General features: G+C 65.8%; 20 protein-coding genes. 16 read left to right on the top strand and 4 right to left on the bottom strand.

The window, feature by feature from the left end; all coding sequences use genetic code 11:
- Window positions 1-192 precede the first annotated feature (192 nt).
- From ACOI2T_RS34420 to ACOI2T_RS34405, 4 genes are read left to right on the top strand one after another with little or no spacing between them, the layout of a single operon-like run.
- The gene (locus ACOI2T_RS34420) at window positions 193-1,629 is read left to right on the top strand and encodes an APC family permease (RefSeq protein WP_409502796.1); all 1,437 of its coding nucleotides are present in this window, start codon (window positions 193-195) and stop codon (window positions 1,627-1,629) included.
- Window positions 1,626-4,142 carry a CehA/McbA family metallohydrolase gene (locus ACOI2T_RS34415; protein WP_409502795.1) on the top strand — a complete coding sequence of 839 codons (2,517 nt, stop codon included), beginning with the start codon at window positions 1,626-1,628 and terminating at the stop codon, window positions 4,140-4,142. The genes ACOI2T_RS34420 and ACOI2T_RS34415 overlap by 4 nt, the downstream gene beginning before the upstream one ends.
- A gap of 31 nt (window positions 4,143-4,173) precedes the next feature.
- Entirely contained in the window at window positions 4,174-5,802 is a 1,629-nt protein-coding gene (locus ACOI2T_RS34410) for a N,N-dimethylformamidase beta subunit family domain-containing protein (RefSeq protein WP_409502794.1), read from the top strand.
- Entirely contained in the window at window positions 5,799-6,170 is a 372-nt protein-coding gene (locus tag ACOI2T_RS34405) for a cupin domain-containing protein (RefSeq protein ID WP_409502793.1), read from the top strand. The genes ACOI2T_RS34410 and ACOI2T_RS34405 overlap by 4 nt, the downstream gene beginning before the upstream one ends.
- Here the strand turns inward: ACOI2T_RS34405 and ACOI2T_RS34400 are convergent.
- Entirely contained in the window at window positions 6,156-6,869 is a 714-nt protein-coding gene (locus tag ACOI2T_RS34400; protein WP_409502792.1) for a TetR/AcrR family transcriptional regulator, read from the bottom strand. The two genes, ACOI2T_RS34405 and ACOI2T_RS34400, sit on opposite strands and share 15 nt — an antisense overlap.
- A 78-nt stretch (window positions 6,870-6,947) precedes the next feature.
- Between ACOI2T_RS34400 and ACOI2T_RS34395 the strand changes: the two genes are divergently transcribed.
- Both ACOI2T_RS34395 and ACOI2T_RS34390 read left to right on the top strand, forming a co-directional pair.
- Complete coding sequence (locus ACOI2T_RS34395; RefSeq protein ID WP_409502791.1) at window positions 6,948-7,652, top strand: NAD(P)-dependent oxidoreductase; 705 nt, start codon at window positions 6,948-6,950, stop codon at window positions 7,650-7,652.
- Complete coding sequence (locus ACOI2T_RS34390; protein ID WP_409502790.1) at window positions 7,649-8,353, top strand: DUF4386 domain-containing protein; 705 nt, start codon at window positions 7,649-7,651, stop codon at window positions 8,351-8,353. The genes ACOI2T_RS34395 and ACOI2T_RS34390 overlap by 4 nt, the downstream gene beginning before the upstream one ends.
- 64 nt (window positions 8,354-8,417) lie before the next feature.
- Here the strand turns inward: ACOI2T_RS34390 and ACOI2T_RS34385 are convergent, their stop codons facing one another.
- Both ACOI2T_RS34385 and ACOI2T_RS34380 read right to left on the bottom strand, forming a co-directional pair.
- The gene (locus ACOI2T_RS34385) at window positions 8,418-9,233 is read right to left on the bottom strand and encodes a MaoC/PaaZ C-terminal domain-containing protein (RefSeq protein ID WP_409503070.1); all 816 of its coding nucleotides are present in this window, start codon (window positions 9,231-9,233) and stop codon (window positions 8,418-8,420) included.
- Window positions 9,234-9,246: 13 nt separating this feature from the next.
- Window positions 9,247-10,599, bottom strand: coding sequence for a 3-oxoacyl-ACP reductase (locus ACOI2T_RS34380; protein WP_409502789.1), 1,353 nt, complete (start codon window positions 10,597-10,599; stop codon window positions 9,247-9,249).
- A gap of 109 nt (window positions 10,600-10,708) precedes the next feature.
- On the opposite strand from ACOI2T_RS34380, the gene ACOI2T_RS34375 reads away from it, so the two are divergent.
- The 4 genes from ACOI2T_RS34375 to ACOI2T_RS34360 all read left to right on the top strand — a co-directional run bounded on the left by ACOI2T_RS34375 (window position 10,709) and on the right by ACOI2T_RS34360 (window position 15,289).
- Complete coding sequence (locus ACOI2T_RS34375; RefSeq protein ID WP_409502788.1) at window positions 10,709-12,010, top strand: acetyl-CoA C-acetyltransferase; 1,302 nt, start codon at window positions 10,709-10,711, stop codon at window positions 12,008-12,010.
- 364 nt (window positions 12,011-12,374) lie between these two features.
- The gene (locus ACOI2T_RS34370; RefSeq protein WP_409502787.1) at window positions 12,375-13,280 is read left to right on the top strand and encodes a TIGR03564 family F420-dependent LLM class oxidoreductase; all 906 of its coding nucleotides are present in this window, start codon (window positions 12,375-12,377) and stop codon (window positions 13,278-13,280) included.
- 69 nt (window positions 13,281-13,349) lie between these two features.
- Window positions 13,350-14,645 carry a sensor histidine kinase gene (locus ACOI2T_RS34365; protein ID WP_409502786.1) on the top strand — a complete coding sequence of 432 codons (1,296 nt, stop codon included), beginning with the start codon at window positions 13,350-13,352 and terminating at the stop codon, window positions 14,643-14,645.
- Window positions 14,642-15,289, top strand: a complete 648-nt coding sequence (locus ACOI2T_RS34360; RefSeq protein WP_409502785.1) for a response regulator transcription factor — start codon at window positions 14,642-14,644, stop codon at window positions 15,287-15,289. Before ACOI2T_RS34365 ends, ACOI2T_RS34360 begins: the two co-directional genes overlap by 4 nt.
- 85 nt (window positions 15,290-15,374) lie before the next feature.
- Here the strand turns inward: ACOI2T_RS34360 and ACOI2T_RS34355 are convergent, their stop codons facing one another.
- Window positions 15,375-16,145 carry an IclR family transcriptional regulator gene (locus tag ACOI2T_RS34355; protein ID WP_409502784.1) on the bottom strand — a complete coding sequence of 257 codons (771 nt, stop codon included), beginning with the start codon at window positions 16,143-16,145 and terminating at the stop codon, window positions 15,375-15,377.
- 70 nt (window positions 16,146-16,215) lie between these two features.
- Here ACOI2T_RS34355 and ACOI2T_RS34350 point away from each other — a divergent pair, with 70 nt between their 5' ends.
- The 6 genes from ACOI2T_RS34350 to ACOI2T_RS34325 are packed head-to-tail and all read left to right on the top strand — an operon-like array spanning window position 16,216 to window position 22,269.
- Entirely contained in the window at window positions 16,216-17,658 is a 1,443-nt protein-coding gene (locus tag ACOI2T_RS34350; protein ID WP_409502783.1) for an MmgE/PrpD family protein, read from the top strand.
- On the top strand, window positions 17,658-19,031 hold the full coding sequence (locus ACOI2T_RS34345) for an MmgE/PrpD family protein (protein WP_409502782.1): 1,374 nt from the start codon (window positions 17,658-17,660) through the stop codon (window positions 19,029-19,031). Before ACOI2T_RS34350 ends, ACOI2T_RS34345 begins: the two co-directional genes overlap by 1 nt.
- Window positions 19,028-19,906, top strand: a complete 879-nt coding sequence (locus tag ACOI2T_RS34340) for an isocitrate lyase/PEP mutase family protein (protein ID WP_409502781.1) — start codon at window positions 19,028-19,030, stop codon at window positions 19,904-19,906. Before ACOI2T_RS34345 ends, ACOI2T_RS34340 begins: the two co-directional genes overlap by 4 nt.
- A 1-nt stretch (window position 19,907) precedes the next feature.
- A complete protein-coding gene (locus ACOI2T_RS34335) occupies window positions 19,908-21,158 on the top strand; it encodes a 3-isopropylmalate dehydratase large subunit (RefSeq protein WP_409502780.1) in 1,251 nt (416 codons plus the stop codon).
- 14 nt (window positions 21,159-21,172) lie between these two features.
- Window positions 21,173-21,721, top strand: coding sequence for a LeuD/DmdB family oxidoreductase small subunit (locus ACOI2T_RS34330; RefSeq protein WP_409503069.1), 549 nt, complete (start codon window positions 21,173-21,175; stop codon window positions 21,719-21,721).
- Window positions 21,718-22,269, top strand: coding sequence for a YbhB/YbcL family Raf kinase inhibitor-like protein (locus ACOI2T_RS34325; protein ID WP_409502779.1), 552 nt, complete (start codon window positions 21,718-21,720; stop codon window positions 22,267-22,269). Before ACOI2T_RS34330 ends, ACOI2T_RS34325 begins: the two co-directional genes overlap by 4 nt.
- The last annotated feature ends 451 nt before the right edge of the window (window positions 22,270-22,720 follow it).

Here is a 22,720-nt window from a genome sequence, read left to right as displayed (position 1 = left end):
TACTGGTCTCAACCGTTACCTCCCCACACCGGTGTACGCCGCGTCCACACGATCATCGACCGTAAAGGCGCGATACCGGAAATTAACGCACCGCGTCTTGACCACCTCACACCTCGACATTACTGTGATGCAAACTTTCATGCCTATAAGGCATGAAGAACTCAAACCTTGCTTGGCCGACAGAGGAATGCGATGAGTCAACCGCTGGACAATCGTCTCGCCCGCAACGCCCTGAACCTGCCCGATCTGGTGTTCACGGTGCTCGCCACGCTGGCCCCGCTCACGCTCGTTATGGCGGTGGCGCCGCTGCATTTCCTCAAGGGCGGCCCGGCTGTGCCGGGTGGATACCTCGTCGCGGCGGCTGTGATGGCATTGTTCGCGGTCGGCTTCTGCACGATGACCCGGTACGTCCGCAACACCGGTGCGTTCTACGCGATCATCACCAAAGGACTGGGCCCGATCGCGGGCGCAGCTGCCGCGATGCTCGCGGTGGTGGCCTACAACGCGCTGCAGGTGTCGACGTATGGCGCGATCGGCTATTACGCAGGCAGCACCGCCGCACGATTCCTCGGCATCTCCTGTCCGTGGTGGGTGTTCGCCGGCGCTGCGCTGGTCGCGGTCGGCTACCTCGGGTATCGGGGAATCACCACCAGCGCCAAAGTCCTGGCCGCTGTTCTCATCGCCGAGATCGCTGTTCTGATCATCATGGCGGTCGCGGTGCTCGCCACCGGCGGGTCGGAGGGCTTCAGCGCTCGCCCGTTTGAGCCGTCGACGGTTTTGTCAGTTCACAACAGCGCGATGTTCGCGCTCATCTTCGGAGCCTTCATGGGTTTCGAGTGCACCGCGATCTACGCCGAAGAGGTCAAGGGTGGCGCGTCGACCGTGCGGCGGGCCACGTATCTGGCGGTCGGTTTCATCGGCATCTTCTATGCGGTCATCACCTATGCGATCGTCACCGCATACGGCGCCGATCACATCGCCGAGGCCGCTGCGGCCGACCCTGCAGAATTGGCGCTCAACGTTGTCGCCGACTACACATCGCCCATCCTTCTCGACATCACCGAGGTGCTGCTGTTGCTCAGCGCCTTCGCCGCGTTGTTGGCGCTTCACAACGCGTCGAACCGATACGCCTTCGCGCTTGGCCGGGAGGGCTTGCTACCCAGGGCTTTCGGAAGTACCCATCACCGCACACACGCACCTCTCGTGGCTGGTGTCGCGCAGTCGGTGCTCGCGGCGGTCGTCTTGGCGTTGTTCGTCATCTTCGGTCTCGACCCCTATCTGGGCCTGTTGTTGTGGGGTAGTGCCCTCGGATTCCTCGGCATCATTGTGCTGTGGGCGTTCTGCTCCCTAGCCGTCATGGTCTACCTGCGTCGTCACGCGCCTGAGGCGGGATTGTGGCGCACCACGGTGGCTCCGGTGCTGTCGTTCGCAGTGCTCGCCGTTGTGGTGGTGCTCGTGTTCGCGAACTTCGATTTCCTCACTGCGGGTGGGCCGGTCGTGAACACCGTCCTCATCGTCGCGGCCGGCCTGGCGATCGTGGGTGGTGCGGCACGCGCCGGCTATCTCCGTAGAACCAATCCTGAGGCATACCTGGCCTTGGGCCGTACCGAAGCAGGGGTGGGCCAGTGACCGATCAGCTGCGCGGATACACGCCGCTCGATCTTCACCGTTGGTACAACTGCGACGTCTCGATATTCGATGATCCCGACAATGCCACGCTCGATGAAAAAGAGTTGTACGGCTTGCCATTCCACTTCGGCGACAGGCAGCGAACAGCGTTGCTCGTCGGACCCGGAGGTGCCGCGGACGCAGTGACCGTTCCCGTAGGCGCCGTCGCCCGGTGGCTGATATTCGCCCATGCTCTCTATGAGACCGACTTGTTCGACGGTGCGCCGGTAGGTGCGCCATGTGGTGCCTACGCATTGCTGTACGCCGACGGCACCAGTGCCGAACACACGCTCAGGCAACGTTTCGAGATCGGGCCGTCTCCACGGCTGTGGGAAGGTCGTCCTCTTCCGTTGGATTGGGGCCAAACTCCATTCCTCGCGCACAATGGTGCCGAACACGAACTGATGGACCGTGTCTGCGGCCGATACGACGAAGCAGGCGCGCGCCTGGTCGACATCGAGGACGCTCAGTCGAGGGTGCCCTACGTCCTGCCCTACCGGTATTACCTGTGGGCCTATCGCAATCCTTTTCCGGACAAGCAGATCGCCGAAGTTCGGATCAGCGCGCGTGACCGTTCGCTGCTCGTCGGCGCGATCACGATCAGCGACCTCGTCGAAGAGCCGTTCACCCGCGACGTGTCGCGCGAAGTGGTGATCACGGTGCCTGACGGTGAGATCGACGAACACCTCGCCCTAGCCGTGGACCGCGGAACCGCGACATACGTGTATCGGACGGTAGGGGAGGGCGAGGAGTCTGAACTGCCGGCGTGGGGGAAGCCGCGCATTCCAACTCGAACCGGGTATGCGAGAGTATCGGCCTCGCCGTCGGCCACGCTGCGACTCACACGTGGTTCCGAGGAGTTGGGTCAGTGCGGTTGGCAGGATCTGGCCGAGGATGCGCCGCTCGTCCTGCCGAGCGGCGCCACCCTTACGTTGGCCCCCGCCGCGAAGGCGTGGGTGCGAATCACGGTCCGTGACAGCGAGACGGGTGAGCCGCTGGCCGCTCGCCTGCATTTTCACACCGATGACGGAATTCCGTTCGCCCCGTACGGACATCACGCCCACATCAACTCCGACGGCGGCACGTGGAATCTCGACATCGGAGGCGACGTGCGCCTCGGCGCCCACACCTACGCGTTCGTCGATGGTGAATGCGAGGGTTGGCTGCCGGTCGGCGATCTCACGGTCGAGGTCTCGCACGGTTTTCACTACCGGCCGGTGCGGGAGGTGGTCCGGATCGAGCCCGGACAACGCCATGTCGAGTTCGCGCTGACACGGCTGTTCGATCCGCGCCGGCGCGGATACTTCAGTGGCGACACCCACGTCCACTTTGTATCCACTCGAGGTGCCGATCTCGAGGCACGTGCCGAAGACGTCGACGTGGTGAATCTGCTGATGAGCCAGTGGGGCCACCTCTACACCAACACTGAGGAGTTCACGGGCCGTCCCGAGGTGTCGCACGACGGGCACACTGTGGTGTTCGCCGGGCAGGAGAACCGTACCAATATGCTGGGCCATATCAATCTGCTCGGACTTCGTCGGCCGATCATGCCATGGTGCACCGGCGGTTCCGAGGAGGCAGATCTCGGTGGCGGGCTTGAGACCACGCTGTCTCACTGGGCCGATGAATGTCGCGCGCAAGGTGGCACCGTCGTCCTCGCGCACTTCCCGGTGCCCAACGGCGAGACCGCAGCGCTGATCGCCACCGGGCGCATCGACGCCGTGGAGACAATCGCCTACGACGACTACAACATCAACGAGTACTACCGCTATCTCAACGCCGGTTACCGACTGCCCCTTGCCGCAGGTACCGACAAGATGACTGCCGAGGTCCCGATCGGCCTGATGCGCACCTATGCACGAGTCGCGGACGGTGCTCAATTCGACTATTGGTCATGGTGTGCCGCGGTGCGCGAAGGCGATACATTCGCCAGCAGCGGTCCCTTGCTTCACCTGACGGTCGACGGCCGGCGGCCGGGAAGCGAGGTTCAGGTAGCCGCCGAAGGCAGGGTCGGCGTCCACGTGGAACTGTCGTCGATCTTTCCCGTCGGGTCGATCGAGATCATCGTCAACGGTGTCGTCGCCGACCGTATCGACTTGTCCGGCGGGGGATTCGAGAGGGAACACCGCACCGAGGTGGACGTGCCCGGTGACTCGTGGATCGCCGCCCGATGCTTCGGACTCGGCCCGGAGATATTGCGGCACAACGACACCTGGCAAAGACCAGTGGTCGCGCACACCTCGCCGGTGTACGTATCTACCTCCGGTGGCTACAGCCGCTTCGACGGCGACGTCGTCGCATCGATGCTCGCCCTCGTCGACGGCGCGGCCGAATACATCGAGCACCGCGCCCGGCGGCACTGGCCGGCCGACGTGTGCCACCGACACGGGCGTGACGATCACCTGGCCTTTCTTCTCGAACCTCTCGATGAGGCCAGGCGTCGGCTCGAATACCGAATCAGCCAACAGCGCTGACATTCACCGCACGAAGTAGATGGGAGTAGACGTGTCGTTGACCGACATGACGGAAATCAGTGTGAAGCCGGCCTTTGCCTGGTCGCCGGCCGACTGGCCGTCAGAGCGGCCGTTCGTCAGTGGCGGTCCAGAAACCTGGTTGTACACCGACAAATTCAGCTATTACCCGACCGAAACCGTGGCATTTCACATCAACAGTTCGGCGCAGGCCTTCGAGCTTGAGATCGTCCGTGACGGTGCTAACCCTCGGACCGTCTACAGGGCGGCCGATCTGACCGCGAACAGCCAGAACACACCCGAGGACGCTTATGCTGTCGGCTGCGACTGGCCGGTCCGCCATACCTGGGTGATACCGGAGAACACCGCTTCGGGCTGTTATCTCGTCATCGTCCGCAATCGTCGTCCCGACGGCACCGTGTGGGAGCGCGAGCACTTCTTCGTCGTCAAATCCCCGGTATCGCAGCGCAAACGGATCGCGTTGGTGCTCACCACCAGTACGGTGCTCGCCTACAACGACTGGGGAGGAGCCAATCATTATCGGGGCCTCGGCAATGATCCGCGCAACGACGCAGGCAGTCCGGCGTCGTCAGTACGCCGTCCGATTGCGCGTGGCATGCTGCGCAAGCCTGCCGGCGCCCCGCGGGAGTACCACCCGTACGATCCGCCGATCGGCTGGATCCCACGCTACGACAGTTACGAATGGGCCCGTTTCAACGGCTACAGCCGACATCACGCTGACGCCGGATGGGCAACGTACGAAAGGCCATTCGTGGTCTGGGCCGAGCAGAACGGATATGACGTCGACTATCTGACCCAGTTCGATCTCCATGAGGAGCGGGACAGCCTGCGAGGCTACTCGTGCGTGGTGACCGTGGGTCACGACGAGTACTGGAGTTGGCGCATGCGCGATGCTGTCGACGACTTTGTCGACAGCGGAGGCGGTTTCGCCCGGTTGGGTGGCAATTATCAATGGCAGGTACGGCTCAGTGACGATATGGCCACCCAGTACTGCTATCGGCTGCCGGCTCTCGACCCGGAGGCCGTCGAAACACCCCACCTGGCGACCACGGTGTGGGAAGCGAAGTCGGTCGGCAGGCCCGGCGCGACGACGATCGGACTGAACGGCCTTGGCGGTATCTACAATCGCTACGGTGTCGCCACGCCGCGGTCGTCGGGCGGTTACACCGTGTATCGCCCGGAACACTGGAGCTTTGCCGGCACCGATCTCTATTACGGTGACCTGCTCGGCGGTTCACCCGCATTTCTCGCGGCCTTCGAAGTGGATTCGGTGGAGTACACATTTCGCCGCGGGTTGCCCTACCCGACCTTCGAAGACGGTGCGCCCAGCACGCTCGAAATTCTTGCGATGTGCCCGGCGGTACGAGGTGAGGAAGACCGCTTCGGTGGCCGTTACCCGCTGGGCGGGCCGGAGGCCGAGGTATACAACTACAACGCTGAACTCGGAGACGATTTGCCCGACTACGTCCATGAAGGCGAAATGCGCGGTGCGGGAATGATTGCCGCATTCACTCGCGGTGACGGGGAAGTGTTCAACGGCGGCAGCACCGAGTGGCCGCATGCTCTCAGCGTCGGCGATCCGCAGGTCGACCGGATCGTTCGCAATGTCCTGGATCGCTTCGCCGCAAAGGAACGCCGATGAACATCGACGCCGTCACGACCGTCGACACCGTCCATACGATTCGCGTCGTTCCCGATCCCGACAGTTATACGAGCGTCAGCTCCGAGTGGGCCGAAGAAGAGTTCAGGGCCTTCGAGTTGGACAACGGATCGCTCGGCGGTCTGTGGCGCGGACAACCGGGAAGTGTGTACTTCGAACGCTGGCCCTACACCGAGATGTGCGTCATCATCAACGGGCACATCGCGATTGAAGACAGTGACGGCGGACGCCGCGACTTCCGCACCGGCGACGCATTCGTGATTCCCGAGGGCTTCCGCGGAACATGGGTGACCGTCACACCTACGGAAAAGTACTTCGTCGGTGTGGCCACCGGATCATCGCTTACGTGAGGGCTTCCGCGAATCTTCACCGTGCCAACGTTCGCGCTGTTGCTCCAGCCCGTCGAGGATGAGGTCGAGCCCGACCTCGAATTCCTCGGCGTACGCGTAGCCCGGGTTCAGCCCGCGCTCGACGATCATCTCGGCGAGGTGCGGATACTCGTCGCTGGGCATCTGCTCCAGGATGGATCCGGCAACCTCCTCGAGCTCGGCGGATGATCGGAATGGCAGGCTGAGCTCCTGGAGCGTGAAGCCGTAGATATAGCTGTCGAGCACCGAGAATGCGTGTGCCGCACCGGCAATCGAGAATCCGCCCGACCGCAGGCAACCGATGGCCGCGTTGTGCTGGCGCAGCGTCGCGGGGCCCGGGTTCGCTCGTGAGTCCATCAGGCGGATTGCCCACGGGTGGCGGATCATTGCGTCACGCATCGATACCGCCCTCCCTCGCATCGCGGTCCGCCAGTCCACATCGGCGGACGGAAGCTCGATCTCGTCGAAGACCAAGTCGACCATGCCGTCGAGGATCAGGTCCTTGTTGCGGAAGTGGTGGTAGAGCGACATCGACTCGACGCCGAGCCGCTCGCCGAGCCTGCGCATGCTGGGTACGCCGGTGCCGGATTCATCGGCCAGTGCGACTGCTGTACGAAGCACCAGCTCCTTGCTGAGCGGCTGGCGGCGAGGCGCGGACGTGCCGGTTTCGTCGGTGGTCACTTGACAACCTTACGCAGCAAGGCTGTACCTTACGCCATAAGGCTGGTGCGGCGGCGAGTGGAAGAAGGGGTCGGGAGTATGAGTGGGACGGCGAAGCGGATCTGCGTCGTGGGCGCATCCGGGAAGCTCGGACGCTATATGGTGCAGCACGCACTGGACCGTGGATACGAAGTCGTGGGTGTCTGCCGGGAGCGCAGCGTGCCCAAGCTAGCCGATTTCGCGGACCGGATCACGGTGATCGCCGGCGCGACCGACGACCCCGCGGTCATCGCACGGGCGGTGAATGGATGCGACGCCGTGCTCACGGTCCTGGTGCCGTGGGGCGTGCGCGGATACGCCTCGGGCACCGCGCAGGCGGTGCTCGACCACGCGCGTCCCGGGGCCCGGCTGGTGTTCTCCTGCGGGTGGCACATCACGCGCGACGGGAAAGACCTCTACACCAGGAAGTTCAAGCTGTACGCGGCGGTGTTCGGCCGGCTGGCCAAGCTGGCCCGGGTGGTGGACGTCGATGACGAGGTCGAGGCGTGCCGGAGGATCTTCGCAAGTGACACCCGCTGGACGGTCGTACGCGGCAGTGACCTGGAGGAGGGCGAGAGTCAGGGCATGCCGGTGTGGAGCAGGCACGTTGGCGATCCGATTCTGGCGAGCAATCTCACCCGTCGCGTGGACTACGCATCCTTCATGGTCGAGGCGGTGGACAACGAGGCGCTCGTCCACGAGGCCCCGGCCATCGTCGGACGGCTGACCCCCTCTGCCCTGGCTCACACCGGTGACCCGGCATGAGCGTCGGATACGTGCTCGAACCGCCGACAACGCCCAAGGCGCTCGCGAGAATCGCCGGGTGCCTCTATCTGGCTGTCGCGATGCTCACGATCTTCGCGGGAGTGGTGAACACCAGCACCGTCGTGCCCGGAGATGCGGCGGCCACGACCGCGAACATCGGCGGGTCCGCCACATTGTTCCGAATCGGCTTCGTCAGTGAACTCTTGGGCGCCACAGCATTTCTCGCGACGGGTATGACTCTATATGTCCTGCTCAGGCACGTCAGCCGGCTCGCCGCTGCCGCGATGGTGACGATCGTGGCGGTCAGCGTCGCGATCCAAAGCCTGAGCCTGCTCAACCAGAAGGCCGCACTGATGATCGCCACCGGCCACTATGCATTCAGCCCAACGGTTTCCGATCAGCTCGCCCTGTTGTTCGCCGACCTCCAGCGTGAGGGGTACTTGATCGCCCAAACGTACTTCGGCCTGTGGCTGCTGCCGCTGGGCTATCTGGTGATGAAATCGGGCTACTTTCCCAAAGGGTTGGGTGTCCTGCTCATGGTCGGCTGCTTCGGCCACCTCACGGACGTGGTCATGCGCTCGCTCGCCCCGAGCCTCGGCGAAATCACTTCACTTCTCGCCCTCGGCATTGCGGCCGTCGCGGAACTTTCGTTCATCGCGTGGCTTCTGGTGAAGGGAGTCCGGGAGCCGCGACCTGAATAGGCGCTGAGTCTGCGCACAGATCGCGATTTCACGCAGAAACGCGATCTGTACGCAGTCTCGACGCTCAGAGCCCGCGCACCGTCGCGGAGAGGTGCGGGTAGCCCTTCGACAGATGCCGCAGGGTGAGGTCCCAGCCTTCGCCGTCACGCTCGACGTAGAGCCCCGCCCGTGCGGGCAGCACTACCGGCTTCGCGAACCGCACCGAGTACTTCACCGCATCGGGCATCTGGCCCTCGATGTTCGCGAGCACCGCTGCCGCACTGAACATTCCGTGTGCGATCACGGTCGGGAAGCCGAACAGTTTGGCGGCCACGGCATTGGTGTGAATCGGGTTGTGGTCGCCGCCGACCGATGCGTAGTGGCGAATCTGGCCGGGCGTGATGTGCAGCACCGCGTTGGGCGGCGGCAGCTTCGGCTGTTTCTGCGGTTCGGGTTTCGGCTCGTCGGACAGGCTCGTCCGCTGCTGGTGCAGAAACGTCGTGATCTGATGCCACGCCGTGTCGTTGCCGACCTTGATCTCCGTCACGATGTCGACCAGAAGGCCGCGACGGTGCTCACGCAGGTTCTCGGCGTGCACCGCAACGCTCACGGTGTCGGTCACCGCGATGGGCCGATACTGGGTGATGTGGTTTTCGATGTGCACCGAACCCATTGCGGCGAACGGGAAGTCGAATCCGGTCACCAGCGACATCACGGTCGGGAAGGTCAGCGCGAACGGATAGGTGAGCGGCAGCGTGTCGCCGAACCGCAGGCCCGTCACCTGGGCGTATGCCGCGACGTTGGCCGGATCGATCGTCAGGTCGTCGACCGTGACGGTGCGGTCGGGCAACGTTTCGCTGCGCGGGACGAACGGCAGCGCACCGGCCACCGCGCGGAGCATCGTCAGATCCACCTCAGGCTCCCAGCATGGCCTGGCCGCAGACGCGGATCGTGTTGCCGGTCACCGCATTCGACGCCGGGCTCGCGAAGTATGCGATGGTCTCGGCCACATCGACCGGCTGTCCACCCTGGAACAGCGAGTTGAGCCGGCGGCCGACCTCGCGGGTGGCGAGCGGGATGGCCTCGGTCATCTTGGTCTCGATGAATCCGGGTGCGACGGCGTTGATGGTGATGTTCTTCTCGGCGAGCACCGGTGCCAATGCTTCGGTGAGACCGATCATGCCGGCCTTGGTGGTGGCGTAGTTGGTCTGGCCGCGGTTGCCCGCGATACCTGCCATCGACGACAGGCCGATCACCCGGCCGCCTTCGCCGAGTGTTCCGTTGGCCACCAGGCCCTCGGTGAGCCGCTGCGGGGCAAGGAGATTGACGGCGATGACGGCGTCCCAACGGCCCTCGTCCATGTTGGCCAGCAGCTTGTCGCGCGTGATGCCTGCGTTGTTGACGAGCACGTCGACCTTGCCGCCGTGGTGCTCGGTCACATGAGCGGTGATCTTGTCGACCGCGTCGTCGGCGGTCACGTCGAGCGTCAGTGCCGTGCCGCCGACCTTGTGGGCGACCTTGTGGAGATCGTCGGACGCACCTTCGACATCGACGGCCACCACCGTGGCGCCGTCGCGTGCGAACACCTCGGCGATCGTCGCACCGATGCCGCGAGCCGCGCCCGTCACGACCGCGACCTTGCCGGCCAGCGGCTTGTCCCAGTCAGCCGGCGGTGTGGAGTCTTCGGCGCCGACGTGGAACACCTGCCCGTCGACGTAGGCCGACTTGGCCGACAGGATGAACCGCAGCGTCGACTCGAGGCCGGTGGCGGCGGGCTTGGCGTCGGCGGCCAGGTACACCAGCGCGGCTGTGGCGCCGCGGCGCAGCTCCTTGCCCAGCGAGCGGGTGAAGCCCTCCAGCGCGCGCTGGGCGATCTGCTCGTGCACGCTCGCGGTCTGATCCGGCGTGGTGCCGACGACGACCACCCGGGCGCATGAGCCGAGGTTGCGCAGCAGGGGAGTGAAGAACGTGTAGAGCTCCTTGAGTCCCGCGGCGTCGGTGATGCCGGTCGCGTCGAGCACGACGCCGCCGAACGAATCGGCCCAGCGGCCGCCGATGTTGTTCGACACCACGTCGTAGTCGTCGGCCAGCGCGGCACGCATGGGTTCGACCACGCGTCCGGATCCGCCGATCAGCAAGGAACCGGCCAGGGGCGGATCGCCGGGGCGGTAGCGGCGCAGCGTCTCGGGCTGCGGCACGCCGAGCTGTTTGGCCAGGAACGATCCCGGCCCGGAGGTGAGCACTTGGGAGAACAGGTCGGAAGCCACTTCAGCTGCCTTTCGCTTCGCAGTACTGCGTTGTCCATACCGAACTTACTCCAGAGTAAGAACAGTGGGTAATATGGCCCCGGACAACCCGACAGTGGGAGGCAAACACATGGCGAACAACACAACAAGGCGTCGCGTTGCCGTATTGGGTGGCAACCGGATTCCGTTCGCGCGGTCCGACGGCGCGTATGCCAATGCCTCCAACCAGGACATGTTCACCGCAGCGCTGGACGGCCTGATCGACCGCTTCGACCTGGCCGGGGAGCGGCTTGGCGCCGTCATCGGCGGCGCGGTGCTCAAGCACAGCCGGGACTTCAATCTCATACGCGAGTGCGTGCTGGGCAGCGCCTTGTCGCCCTATACGCCTGCCTACGACATTCAGCAGGCCTGCGGTACCGGCCTGCAGGCCGCGACGGCGGCCGCCAACGCCATCGCGCTCGGCCAGTACGAGGTCGCGGCGGCCGGCGGCGTGGACACCGCGTCGGATGCCCCGATCGCATTCGGTAACGATCTCCGGCGCGTGCTGCTCGGGCTGCGTCGGGCGAAGTCCAACGTCGACCGGCTCAAGCTGGTCGGCAAGCTGCCCGCGGCGCTCGGGGTGGAGATTCCGGTCAACAGCGAACCCCGCACCGGCATGTCGATGGGTGAGCACGCCGCCGTCACCGCCAAGAAGATGGGCATCAAGCGCGTCGACCAGGACGAACTCGCCGCGGCCAGCCACCGCAACATGGCCGCCGCCTACGACAACGGGTTCTTCGACGATCTGGTCACACCGTTCCTGGGCCTGTACCGCGACAACAACCTGCGCGCCGACTCGAACCCGGAAAAGCTCGCGAAGCTCAAGCCCGTGTTCGGGGTCAAGGCCGGTGACGCCACGATGACCGCGGGTAATTCCACCCCGCTGACCGACGGCGCGTCGGTCGCACTGCTGGCCAGTGAGGATTGGGCGGCCGCGCACGGGCGCGAACCGCTGGCCTACTTCGTGGATGCCGAGACCGCCGCCGTCGACTACGTCAACGGTCCGGACGGTCTGTTGATGGCGCCGACGTACGCGGTGCCGCGCCTGCTCGCCCGCAACGGCCTCACCCTGCAGGACTTCGACTACTACGAGATCCATGAGGCGTTCGCGTCGGTCGTGCTCGCCACGCTCGCGGCCTGGGAGTCCGACGAGTACTGCAAGGAACGGCTCGGCCTCGACAGTGCGCTCGGCTCGATCGACCGCTCCAGGCTCAACGTCAACGGCTCCTCGCTCGCGGCCGGTCATCCGTTCGCGGCCACGGGCGGCCGCATCGTGGCCCAGCTCGCCAAGCAGCTGCACCTCAAGAAGAAGGAAACCGGGCAGCCGGTTCGCGGCCTGATCTCGATCTGCGCCGCGGGCGGCCAGGGCGTCGCGGCCATTCTGGAGGCCTGACCAGGGCTGATACCGCGCGGTCAGACGGCGACAAAACATTCGAAAAGTTTGTTTTGGAAGTGTGTAACGGCCGTCCCTAGGGCCCCGATACATGGGTAGCTCCGTGTTGCCGTCTGACCCCCCGACCCGACGGCAACACGGGGCCACCTTTAGGAAACACCCCATGAACGTCGGTCGAAATTTCCTCTGGTCTGAGGGGTACCCGAGGCGTACGATCGACCGTACGACGGGTTCGGGAGTGACTGATCCAAAGAGTCGGTTTACGGGGTGAAAAACCGGCGGCGCGAGACGAACTGAGACGCCCCCAAGTGTCCTCCCGAACCCGCCCTATTTTTTTGCCCAACCCACCGCTTAGCGTGGGCACATGCAGATCAGCATCCTCAGCTCACTCAGCGATACCGGCGGCCGCTCGCCGATCGACGCCACCGTGCAGACCCTGGCCCAGTTGCGCGACGAGGGATTCCGACGGGTGTGGATGACGCAGATGCCCTACGAGCCCGATCTGCTGACCGTCCTGGCGGTTGCGTTCCGCGAGGTCGACGGGATCGAGGTCGGCAGCGGGGTCATCCCGATCCAGAACCAGCATCCGATGCTGCTCGCCCAGCGCGCCCTGACGCTCAACCTGATCAGCGGCGGCCGGTTCATCCTCGGACTCGGCATGACGCACCAGGCGGTCACCGAGGGGATGTGGGGCATTCCGTGGGACAAGCCGGTGCGGCGGCTGCGGGAGTACCTCGACGGGCTGCAGCCGCTGCTGGCCGGTGATCCGGCCGACGCGCCAGGCGAGACCGTCACGACGCGCGGTGCGCTGCAGATCCCGGGCGCTGCCGCGCCTGACGTCTACATCGCCGCGCTCGGGCCGCAGCTGCTCAAGCTCGCCGGGCGCCGCACCGCGGGCACCGTCACCTGGATGACCGGACCCAAGACGCTGGCCGAGCACGTCGCACCGACGCTGCGCGACGCCGCCGCCGGGCGGAAAGTCAACGTGGTGGCCGCACTTCCGGTCAGCGTGACCGACGACGTGGACACCGCCCGCGCACAGGCCGCCAAACAATTCGCGATGTACGGCCAGCTGCCGTCCTACCGCGCGATGCTCGACCGCGAAGGCTACGCCGGACCCGAGGACGCCGCGATCATCGGCGACGAAACCGCCGTCGCCGAACGGATCCGGGCCCTCGACGGCGTGGACGAATACGTCGGTGTGGTGTTCGACGCGTCACCCGAGACCAGGGCCCGCACCCGTGCGCTGCTGCGCCGACTCGATGCCTGACGGTGTGGACAACCGCACCACCGATTGGCCGGGCAGCACGCTCGTCGGCTGCCGCCCCGTCCGGCGACCATGGTTCCCGTGACTACAACCGCGTTGGCACCGTCGGCCACCCATGACGACTGGCGCCGAATCCTGCTGACCCCGCTGCGGGCGCCCGCCTGGCGGGCCTATCTGTACTTCGTCCTGATCAGCGTGCTCGCCGTCGCCGGTGTGGTGTACCTCTTCTGCACCGGGCTGGTGTCCGGGCTCCTGCTCGTCACGTTGATCGGGGTACCGCTGCTGGCGTTGGTCGTGCTGAGCGGGCGGTTGTGGAACCGGCTCTACCGAGCACTGGCCCGAATCGTCGGGGTCCAGATCGACGAGCCCGAGCGCTTCGTCCGCCCTGCCGGCTGGCCGCATACGGTGGCGGCCGCGCTGACCGACGTGGTCGGCTGGCGTGCCCTCGGGTTCCTGGCTCTCCAAGCGATCGTCATGACACCGGTCGGCTATTTCGTGCTCATCGGAATCGCCATCTCGGCGGTGCTCGTGGCCGCGCCGGCGCTGTGGCTGATCACCGGGGAGTCGGTCGTGAGCTTCGGCGAACCGGTCGATTCGCTGGGGCTCTACCTGTTGATGGCCGTCGGCGGCGCCGTCGCCCTGTACCTGCTGGGCTGGGCGATGATCTGGATCGGGCGCGCCCATCTGTGGCTGGCCAAGACCTTGTTGGCGTCCACCGGCCGGGAGCGCCGGGTGGCGCAGCTCGAGCAGGCCCGCGCCGAGGTCGTCGACGACGCCGCCGCGCGGTTACGCCGCGTCGAACGCGATCTGCACGACGGCACTCAGGCCCGGCTCATCGCCGTGGCGATGACGCTGGCACGCGCCGAAGAGCAGTTGGCGCAGCCCGACCGCGCCGACCGTGCGCGTGAACTGGTCGCCGACGCGCTGGCCAACACCCGCGACACCCTCACCGAGCTACGCGACCTGGTACGCGGAATCCGGCCGCCCGCATTGGATCTCGGGTTGGGTCCCGCGGTGCAGACCCTTGCCGCCCGCAACCCCATCCCGGTGGAGTTGGTCGACGACATCAAGGTGCGACCGTCGCTCGGAGTGGAAACGTTGGCGTACTTCTGCGTGGCCGAGCTCCTGGCGAACGTGTCCAAACACTCCGGTGCCACCCAGGCCACGGTATGGCTGCACAGCGATGGCACCGAACTGCGGATAGCGGTCGCGGACAACGGGTCCGGCGGGGTCACCCCGGCGAACGGATCCGGCTTGACCGGCCTGGCCGACCGGCTGCGGATGGTCGATGGAACGCTCGACATCGACAGCCCGGAGGGCGGCCCCACCACGGTGACCGCTGTGGTGCCGTCCGGAGCGGAGCGATGACCCGGCTGGCAATCGCCGAGGACAATGCGATCCTGCGCGACGGCCTGACCCAACTGCTCTTGGAACGCGGGCACGATGTGGTGGCCAAGGTCGCCACCGCCGAGGAACTCCGCGATATCGCCGACACGTTGAGCCCCGAAGTGTTCGTGATCGACATCCGCATGCCACCCACCTACACCGACGAGGGGTTGGTCGCGGCTGTGTCACTGCGGCGCACCCACCCGCACATCGGCGTGCTGCTGTTCTCGCAGTGGGTCGAAACACGTTACGCCGCCGAACTGTTGGCCGGTCGTCCGGAAGGCGTGGGTTATCTGCTCAAGGATCGGGTCGCCGATATCGGCGAGTTCGACAATGCCGTACGACGCGTCGCAGCGGGCGGGACGGCACTGGATCCCGAGGTCGTGCGCCAACTCATGGGCGCCCGGCGCGGTGTCGACGTGCTCGACCGCCTGACCGCGCGCGAACGCGAAGTGCTCGCCCTCATGGCCGAGGGGCATTCGAATAGTGGCCTGGCGGACAAGCTTTCGATTTCCGAGCGGGCTGTCGAAAAACACGTCACCAGCATCTTCACCAAACTGGACCTGCCGCCGTCACAGGCCCACCATCGCCGTGTGCTGGCGGTCGTGACGTATCTGAATTCCTAAGTGTGCTCGCCACTTCCGGCGAGCAGACGCTCCGGTACCCGGGAACGCGCATTCCTGGGTACCCACGTGTCTGCTCGCGGGAGGGCTAGAGGTCGAGCGCGTCGATCGTACTGCCGGGATTGGGGCCGAGCAGTGCGGCCAGCCGCGGGCTGAGATCCCGGCATGCGCCCATCAGCGGGCCGGCGAGGCGGAGCAGGCCCTCGTCGGGAAGACGTTCGGCAGGACCGGCAATCGTCATGGCGCCCAAGGCAATCGGAGGGCAAGCCGCATCGTCGGGTTCGGCGAGCAGCGGCACGGAGATCCCGTTGATGCCTGGATGGTTCTCCCCGTGCGACGTCTCATAGCCGCGCTCGCGGATCGCTGCCAGTTGTTGCGGCGTCACACCGTCGAGATCGATGCCCGCACGCTCGTCTTCGGTGAGATAGGCGAGGATGATCCGGCCACTGGCTCCCGACGCCAGCGGCGTCCGTTCCCCGAGGACGCCCGCCGGATCGAGAATCGGCCCTGATCGTGCGGGCACACCCAGCACGAGTACCCGGAAGTGCCCGGCGCGCAGGTGAATCACTGCGGCTTCGCCACTGATTCCGGCAAGCCGCGCGACAACGGGATACATCAACCGCAACATCGCCGGACGCGGGCCGATGACGGTCGCCAGTGCCAGTGAACGGCTTGCCAAGCGGTAGCCCGAGCGGCCCAGGTGGTGCAGATAGCCCTCCTGCTCGAGTGCTTGCAGGATTCGGAACGCGTTGGATTCGGAGAGGCCGGCGCGGTCGGCGATGTCACGCAGGGTCGCGGGCTGTCGCATCCCGGCCAGCGTCTCCAGCATCTGCAGTCCGCGCAGTGCTGTCGTAGCCATCTCCCGATGCTACTTGCGGATCTCGCAAGTTGACTGGTCTGTTGCCGACGAGGCGTCTGCAATGGGCGGTATGAACGCATCGTCGACGCAACCGCAGGCCGCATTACCGAGCGCCCCCGACGGCCCCACCGGCCGGCTGGTGGACTGGGTCCACACCCTGGGTTGGGATGACATCCCCGATCCGGTGCGCCGGCGCGCGACCCACCTGCTGTTGGACGGCATCGGATGCGGGCTGATCGGCGCGCAGTTGCCGTGGTCTCGTGCGGCCACCAAAGCGGTGCTCGGCATCGAGGGAGCGGGCACCGTTCCGGTCATCGGTACTGGCCGGACCACCACACCGGTCGGGGCGACGCTGCTCAACAGCACGTTCATCCAAGGCTTCGAACTCGACGACTTTCACCCGCTCGCACCCCTGCACTCGGCGTCGCTGCTGGTGCCGTCGCTACTCGCGACCGCGGCTCAGATGGATCGGCCCGTGAGTGGTCGAGAGCTACTGGTGGCCGCGGTCACCGGGTTCGAAACCGGCCCGCGGATCGGTTACGCGCTCGGCGGCACCGAAATGCTCTCCCGCGGATGGCATTCCGGGCCGATCTTCGGGGGGATCGCGAGCGCACTGGCCTGCGGCAAGCTGCGTGGCCTCAACGGTGCCCAGCTTGAAGATGCGGTCGGTTTCGCCGCCACGCAATCCGCCGGGCTGATGTCGGCTCAGTACGAGGCGATGGGTAAGCGGATGCAACACGGCTTCGCCGCCCGCAACGGCTTCTACTCCGCCGCACTCGCCGAAACCGGCTACACCGGCATCGACCAGGTTCTCGAACGGCCCTACGGCGGCTTCCTCGCGGTGTACGGCGAGGGCCATCACATCGACGCCGACGCGATCACCCGGGGACTCGGAGAAAACTGGGAGACCACGGTCATCATGGTGAAGTCCTGGGCCGTGATGGGTGGTCTGCACGGCGTGGTCGAGGCCGCCCGCACGCTGCGAGAAGGCCTGGGCAGTCGTGTGATTGACCGGATCGACATTCGCGTCGGCGACGTCATCTACCACCACGGCTGGTGGAAGCCGCAGCGTCCGCTGACCGCGATCGGTGGGCAGATGAACATCGGCTACGCCGCGGCCGTCACCTTGCTGGACGGCGTCGCGCTTCCACAGCAGTTCACCGCTCAACGCCTCGATGCCGACGATGTGTGGCAGTTGCTGGATCGCACGCACGTCGAACTCGACCGCGGTATCGACGAATTGCCGATGACCGAGCGGTTCCAGACACACCTGAGCCTCACTTTCAGCGATGGCACCACCGACACCGCAACGGTGATCGCGCCGCACGGCTATCCGGGAGACCCCGTCACCGACGACGAGCTTGTCGCGAAGTTCCACAGCTTGGTCGAGCCAGTGATGCCGGTCGAGCGTGCCGCCGCGATCGAGCGTGCCGTGCTCGGTCTGCCCGACATGGAAGACGTCGCCCCGTTGGTGGACCAACTTGGCGGCGAAGTGGGACGGGCGCTGGACTGATGACCACCGACGCAGGAGCTACCGCGACGCTGGCCGACTTCGTCGCACACACCACGCTCGACGATGTACCCGATCAGGCGCGCACCCGGCTCACCCAATGCTTGCTCGACTTCATCGGCGTAGCTGCCGCTGGATCCCGGTACGCCGAGTCGAGCCATGCGCTACGAACCTCGTTGCGCGGACTGGTCATCGGCGGTGAGACGACGGTGGTCGCCGATCCCGAACCCTGGCCGGAACCGTATGCCGCGATGCTCAACGGGATCTACGCGCACAGCCTCGATTTCGACGACACCCACATCGCCGGCGGCCTGCATCCCGGCGCCGCGGTGATCCCTGCGGTTCTCGCGGTTGCCGAACGCACGAATGCCACCGGCGCAGAGCTTCTGACCGCACTCGCGGTGGGTTACGAGGTGTGTTGCCGCGTCGGGGCGGCGCTCGGGCGCGGTGCTTACCACCGTGGTTTCCACCCCACCGCGATAGCGGGTCTGATCGGCGCGACGGCGGGTGCGGGACGGCTGCGTGGTCTCGACGCAGACGGCGTCGCGCAGGCGATCGGCCTGGCGGGATCGATGGCATCCGGGTCGATGCAGTATCTGGCCAACGGCGCGGAGAACAAGCGTCTACATCCCGGGCTGGCAGCACACAATGCCATCCTGGCAACGACTTTCGCCGAGGCCGGTGTGCGTGGTGCGGCCGCGGCGCTCGAAGGGACCTACGGCCTGCTGCACGGGTACAGCGATCAACCACACCCCGAACAGCTGACCGCAGATCTCGGCCGGGTATGGATCCTGGAGGGCACCGGCATCAAGCCCTACCCGTCATGCCGCCTCACCCACGGCGCCATCGACGCCGCCCTGCAGATGCGCGCCGAGCTCGGCGCGAGCCCACCCGCCGAAACCACCGTTCGCCTCGCGATCTCACCGACCGCAAACCAGCTCGTCGGCGGAACGGATCCACGTAAGCGGGCTCCGGAGAACTCCGTCGACGGTCAATTCAGTGCGGTGTTCCAGGCATCCGTCGCACTGCTGGACGGCCACGTGGGCTGGGAAAGTTACCAGCGCATCGCCGATCCCGGCGTACGTGCGCTTGCCGCCCGCATCGAGCTCGCCACCGACCCGACCCTTCCGGAGGCCGGCGCCGAGCTCAGCGTCACCGCCGACGGTCCAACCCACACTGTCCGCATCGAGAAGCCCTCGGGAGAACCGGGCGGGAGCCTGTCATGGGATCTTGTCCACACGAAGTACGAGGGCCTCACCCGACATGCATTGCCGGACACCGTCGCCGCGACGGTTGCCGACCTCGCCGCCTGCCCCTCCGCCCGCAGCCTAATCCGCCAGCTACGCACACCGACTGAACCACAGGACAACTCATGACCACAACAGCTCGCGCCCGGCTGCGCGACCTCCTCGACCGTAGGCAGCTCATCGTTGCTCCCGGCGTGTACGACGGCATTTCCGCGCATCTGGTCAAGCGCACCGGTCACGTGGCGGCCTACCTCACCGGCGCCGGTGTCGCGGCGTCCGGGTTCGGCCTGCCCGACATCGGTCTCGTGACTCAGACCGAGATGGTCGAGCGCGCTCGAATGATTGTGCGTGCGCTCGGCGACGTGCCCGTGCTGGCCGACGCCGACACCGGTTACGGCGCGCCCATCAACGTGATCCGGACGGTGCGGGAATACGAAGACGCCGGCGTGGCCGCAATCCAAATGGAGGATCAGGCGTTCCCGAAGCGGTGCGGACATCTTCCCGACAAGGAACTGGTCTCCGCCGACGACTTCGTCCGCACGCTGACCGGCGCTCTGGACGCGCGCACCGACGACGGCATGCTGGTGATCGCCCGCACCGATGCCCGCGGGCCGCTCGGCCTGGACGAAGCGATACGCCGCGCCAACCGTTACGCCGCCGAAGGGGCCGACGTTCTCTTTGTCGAAGCACCTCAGAGCGATGACGAGATCGAACGCATCGCCGCCGAGGTCGAGGCCCCGCTACTGCTCAACCTGGTGCTCGGCGGCCTGACCCCCGAGCAGTCCGCGCAGCGTCTGCAACAACTGGGTTTTGCGGTCGCCATTCACCCATCCGCGGTTCTCGCACCGTCGACGCTCGGTGCGCTCAGCGCGCTGTGTCAGATGCGCGGTATCGATGCCCCGGATCTGATGCCCACCACCCCGGAAGATTTCTTCAACCTGGTCGGCATGGCCGAGTGGTTCGCGCTCGGCGAGAGATATCAACCGGCCCGACAGGAGATTTGACATGGCCATGACGATGATCGAGCGGATACTGGCACGTAAGGCCGGCATCTCCGAAGTACACGCCGGCGACATGGTCACCGTCGACGTCGACATGACCGTCCTGATCGACCTGCAGTTCGCCACCATGTGGATACAGCCGCTCAAGATCAACGATCCGGACAAGGTCGCAATCGTCATGGATCACGCGGTGCCGGCACCCACCATCAAAGACGCCGCCGGCGGACCCAAAGCGCGAAAGTTTGCGGCCGACTTCGGCATTCATCGCTTCTACGACGTCGGACGCCACGGCATCTGTCATCAGGTGATCGCAGAGAATGGATTGGCCCGCCCCGGTGAGGTCCTGGCGTGCACCGACAGCCACACGTGCGCCGGCGGTGCCTACAACACCGCGGCGCGAGGTCTGGGGCCGGCCGAGGTGTACTCGATCCTGTGCACGGGCAGTACGTGGTTTCAGGTGTCGCCGACGATCCGCTATGAGTTCACCGGCAGCCTGCCGGCCGGTGTCAGCGGCAAGGACGTGTTCCTCTACCTCGCTGACCAATACGGCGATGCTGCCAATGTCAACCTGGAGTACGGCGGACCGGGACTGGCGTCGATACCGCTCAACGATCGCCGCACCATCGCCACCCAGGGAGCCGAGGTGTCGGCCGACTTCTCCACGTTCGCCTACGACGACGTCCTCGCCGAGCACTTCCACGAACTCGGCATCAGCGGATACGAGCCGACTTACGCCGATCCCGATGCCGCATACAGCGCGGTGCGCGCAATCGACCTCTCGAGGCTTGTTCCCTATGTCGCGCGTCCAGGAACGGTGTCGCGAAACGGCAAACCCGTCAACGAGATCGAGCCACGCAAGATCGATCAAGCTTTCATCGGGTCGTGCGCAAACGGCCAACTCGACGATCTGCGCATCGCCGCGGATGTTCTTCGTGGCCGCCAGGTCGCGCCCGGCGTGCGGCTGATCGTCACCCCAGCCAGTCAACAGGTCTATCGCGATGCCATGCGTCTGGGTTATCTGCAAGACATCGCCGACGCCGGTGCCGTCGTCACCAACGCCACGTGCGGAGCCTGCTTCGGCTACCACATGGGCGTCGTCGGGCCGGGTGAAGTCTGCTTGACGTCGTCCACCCGCAACTTCACCGGACGGATGGGCTCGACAGAGGCCGAGATCTACATGGCCTCACCGGCCACCGTCGCCGCGTCGGCCGTGGCCGGGCATATCACCGATGCCAGGGAGGCAGTGACCCGATGAGCGCCAATCTCACCGTGAGTGGCCGTGTCTGGGTGTTCGGCGACAGCCTCAACACCGACGCCATGTACCCACCCGACGCCATGAAACTCGACGTTCCCGAAGCCGCCAAGATGGTCTTCTATGAAGTGCGGCCCGGCTGGACCGACCAGGTCGCGCGCGGCGACATCGTCGTCGCCGGCAAGAACTTCGGCGTCGGATCGTCGCGCCCGGTCGCCGCGCTGTTCAACCAGCTCGGCGTGGCGGCGCTGATCGCCGAGGAGTTCAACTCGCTGTTCTTCCGCAACGCGGTCAACGCCGGCCTGCCCGCCATGACCGTTCCCGGCGCCACTGCCGCATTCGCCGACGGCGATACCGGCACGTTCGGCCTGCGCACCGGGGTGTGGCGCAACGACACCACGGGCGTCGGCGGAACCGTCGGCAAGCTTCCCGACCTCATACTCGACATCCTCGCGAGCGGTGGTGTGCTGCCTCGATTGGCCGAACAAGGTTATATCCCAGCAGAACTCGCCGATACGCTGCGCTCACCGGCGGTGTCGGCGGCCGCACAGGGCAGCGGCGCATGACTGCTCTGCCCGGGCGCATCGGAATAGCCCTCCGGCCCGTACGAGCCGGCCGCCATCGCAGCCGGTTGGCCGCGCTGGCACCGGCGTCGACCATCGAACTCCGCAGCCCCATGTTCAGCGATGGCGCTGCCATGCCCGTCAAGTACGCCGGAAGAGGTGTGGGAGAGAATGTTTCGCCGCCCTTGAAGTGGACTGGCGTGCCCGAGCACACCGGGGCCCTGGTGCTCATCATCGAAGACGACGACGTGCCGCTGCCACGCCCGCTGATGCACACCGTCGCGGTCCTCGATCCCACTCTCAGCCAGATTGACGAAGGTTCGCTGCAACCCGGCACGCCTGGACTGCGCTTCCTCAAAACCGCACTCGGATATGGGTATTCAGGACCGCGTCCCATCCCCGGTCATGGAACGCATCACTATCGCTTCTACCTCTTCGCGACAAGCGCGCCCGTCCCCGACGATGTGACGACCCGACTCGGCCTCGTGAGAGTTTTGCGTGACAGCGTTACCGCATGCGGTGTGCTGACTGGGACCTACCAGCGGCCTTGAGCTGACTAGCATCCAGTCATTCGGCCAGGGGGTCGGACTAGGGCTTCCCTGCGCAGTGCAACGAGCCGGCTCGACAGCACCAGCTGAGAACGTGCGCCTTTCATTGGTTTAGGTAGACACGGCTTCGATGTGACGTCAGCGACGCAAACATGACTCAAGTCGCATGTGTCGGATGGGTCACCGCTGCGAATGTCGCCGCCGCTCCAACTTCTGTGGCCGCGGCCGCTTAGTCCCTGACTGAGCAAAAGGCATGTCGACTCAAAGTCACGCTGCGAGGCAGGGAAACAAGATTCGACGCGCCTCGCGCCTGGTTTATGTTCTCGAAGAAGTCGCGCTGGATCTGCGTGGTCCGCGGCAGCGATTGCCCAGTCTGTTGTGGAAACACGAATCGGAGTCGTGTTGCGGTACTGTTTCCATTGGCTGAGGGACGTCGGACGGCATCGATTGCCAT

Source organism: Mycolicibacterium wolinskyi str. Jessa 2025 (assembly GCF_049241375.1).
In the GTDB taxonomy this organism is placed as follows: domain Bacteria; phylum Actinomycetota; class Actinomycetes; order Mycobacteriales; family Mycobacteriaceae; genus Mycobacterium; species Mycobacterium wolinskyi.
The sequence above is the reverse complement of the archived record's forward strand: the minus strand, read 5'-3'. Positions and strand labels throughout refer to the sequence as shown.

Bases quoted from the DNA above. Each gene is read 5' to 3' on its own strand.
- ACOI2T_RS34420 (WP_409502796.1), top strand. From the start codon at position 193: ATGAGTCAACCGCTGGACAATCGTCTCGCCCGCAACGCCCTGAACCTG.
- ACOI2T_RS34405 (WP_409502793.1), top strand. From the start codon at position 5,799: ATGAACATCGACGCCGTCACGACCGTCGACACCGTCCATACGATTCGC.
- ACOI2T_RS34395 (WP_409502791.1), top strand. From the start codon at position 6,948: ATGAGTGGGACGGCGAAGCGGATCTGCGTCGTGGGCGCATCCGGGAAG.
- ACOI2T_RS34390 (WP_409502790.1), top strand. From the start codon at position 7,649: ATGAGCGTCGGATACGTGCTCGAACCGCCGACAACGCCCAAGGCGCTC.
- ACOI2T_RS34385 (WP_409503070.1), bottom strand. From the start codon at position 9,233: ATGCTCCGCGCGGTGGCCGGTGCGCTGCCGTTCGTCCCGCGCAGCGAA.
- ACOI2T_RS34375 (WP_409502788.1), top strand. From the start codon at position 10,709: ATGGCGAACAACACAACAAGGCGTCGCGTTGCCGTATTGGGTGGCAAC.
- ACOI2T_RS34370 (WP_409502787.1), top strand. From the start codon at position 12,375: ATGCAGATCAGCATCCTCAGCTCACTCAGCGATACCGGCGGCCGCTCG.
- ACOI2T_RS34365 (WP_409502786.1), top strand. From the start codon at position 13,350: ATGGTTCCCGTGACTACAACCGCGTTGGCACCGTCGGCCACCCATGAC.
- ACOI2T_RS34360 (WP_409502785.1), top strand. From the start codon at position 14,642: ATGACCCGGCTGGCAATCGCCGAGGACAATGCGATCCTGCGCGACGGC.
- ACOI2T_RS34355 (WP_409502784.1), bottom strand. From the start codon at position 16,145: ATGGCTACGACAGCACTGCGCGGACTGCAGATGCTGGAGACGCTGGCC.
- ACOI2T_RS34350 (WP_409502783.1), top strand. From the start codon at position 16,216: ATGAACGCATCGTCGACGCAACCGCAGGCCGCATTACCGAGCGCCCCC.
- ACOI2T_RS34345 (WP_409502782.1), top strand. From the start codon at position 17,658: ATGACCACCGACGCAGGAGCTACCGCGACGCTGGCCGACTTCGTCGCA.
- ACOI2T_RS34340 (WP_409502781.1), top strand. From the start codon at position 19,028: ATGACCACAACAGCTCGCGCCCGGCTGCGCGACCTCCTCGACCGTAGG.
- ACOI2T_RS34335 (WP_409502780.1), top strand. From the start codon at position 19,908: ATGGCCATGACGATGATCGAGCGGATACTGGCACGTAAGGCCGGCATC.
- ACOI2T_RS34325 (WP_409502779.1), top strand. From the start codon at position 21,718: ATGACTGCTCTGCCCGGGCGCATCGGAATAGCCCTCCGGCCCGTACGA.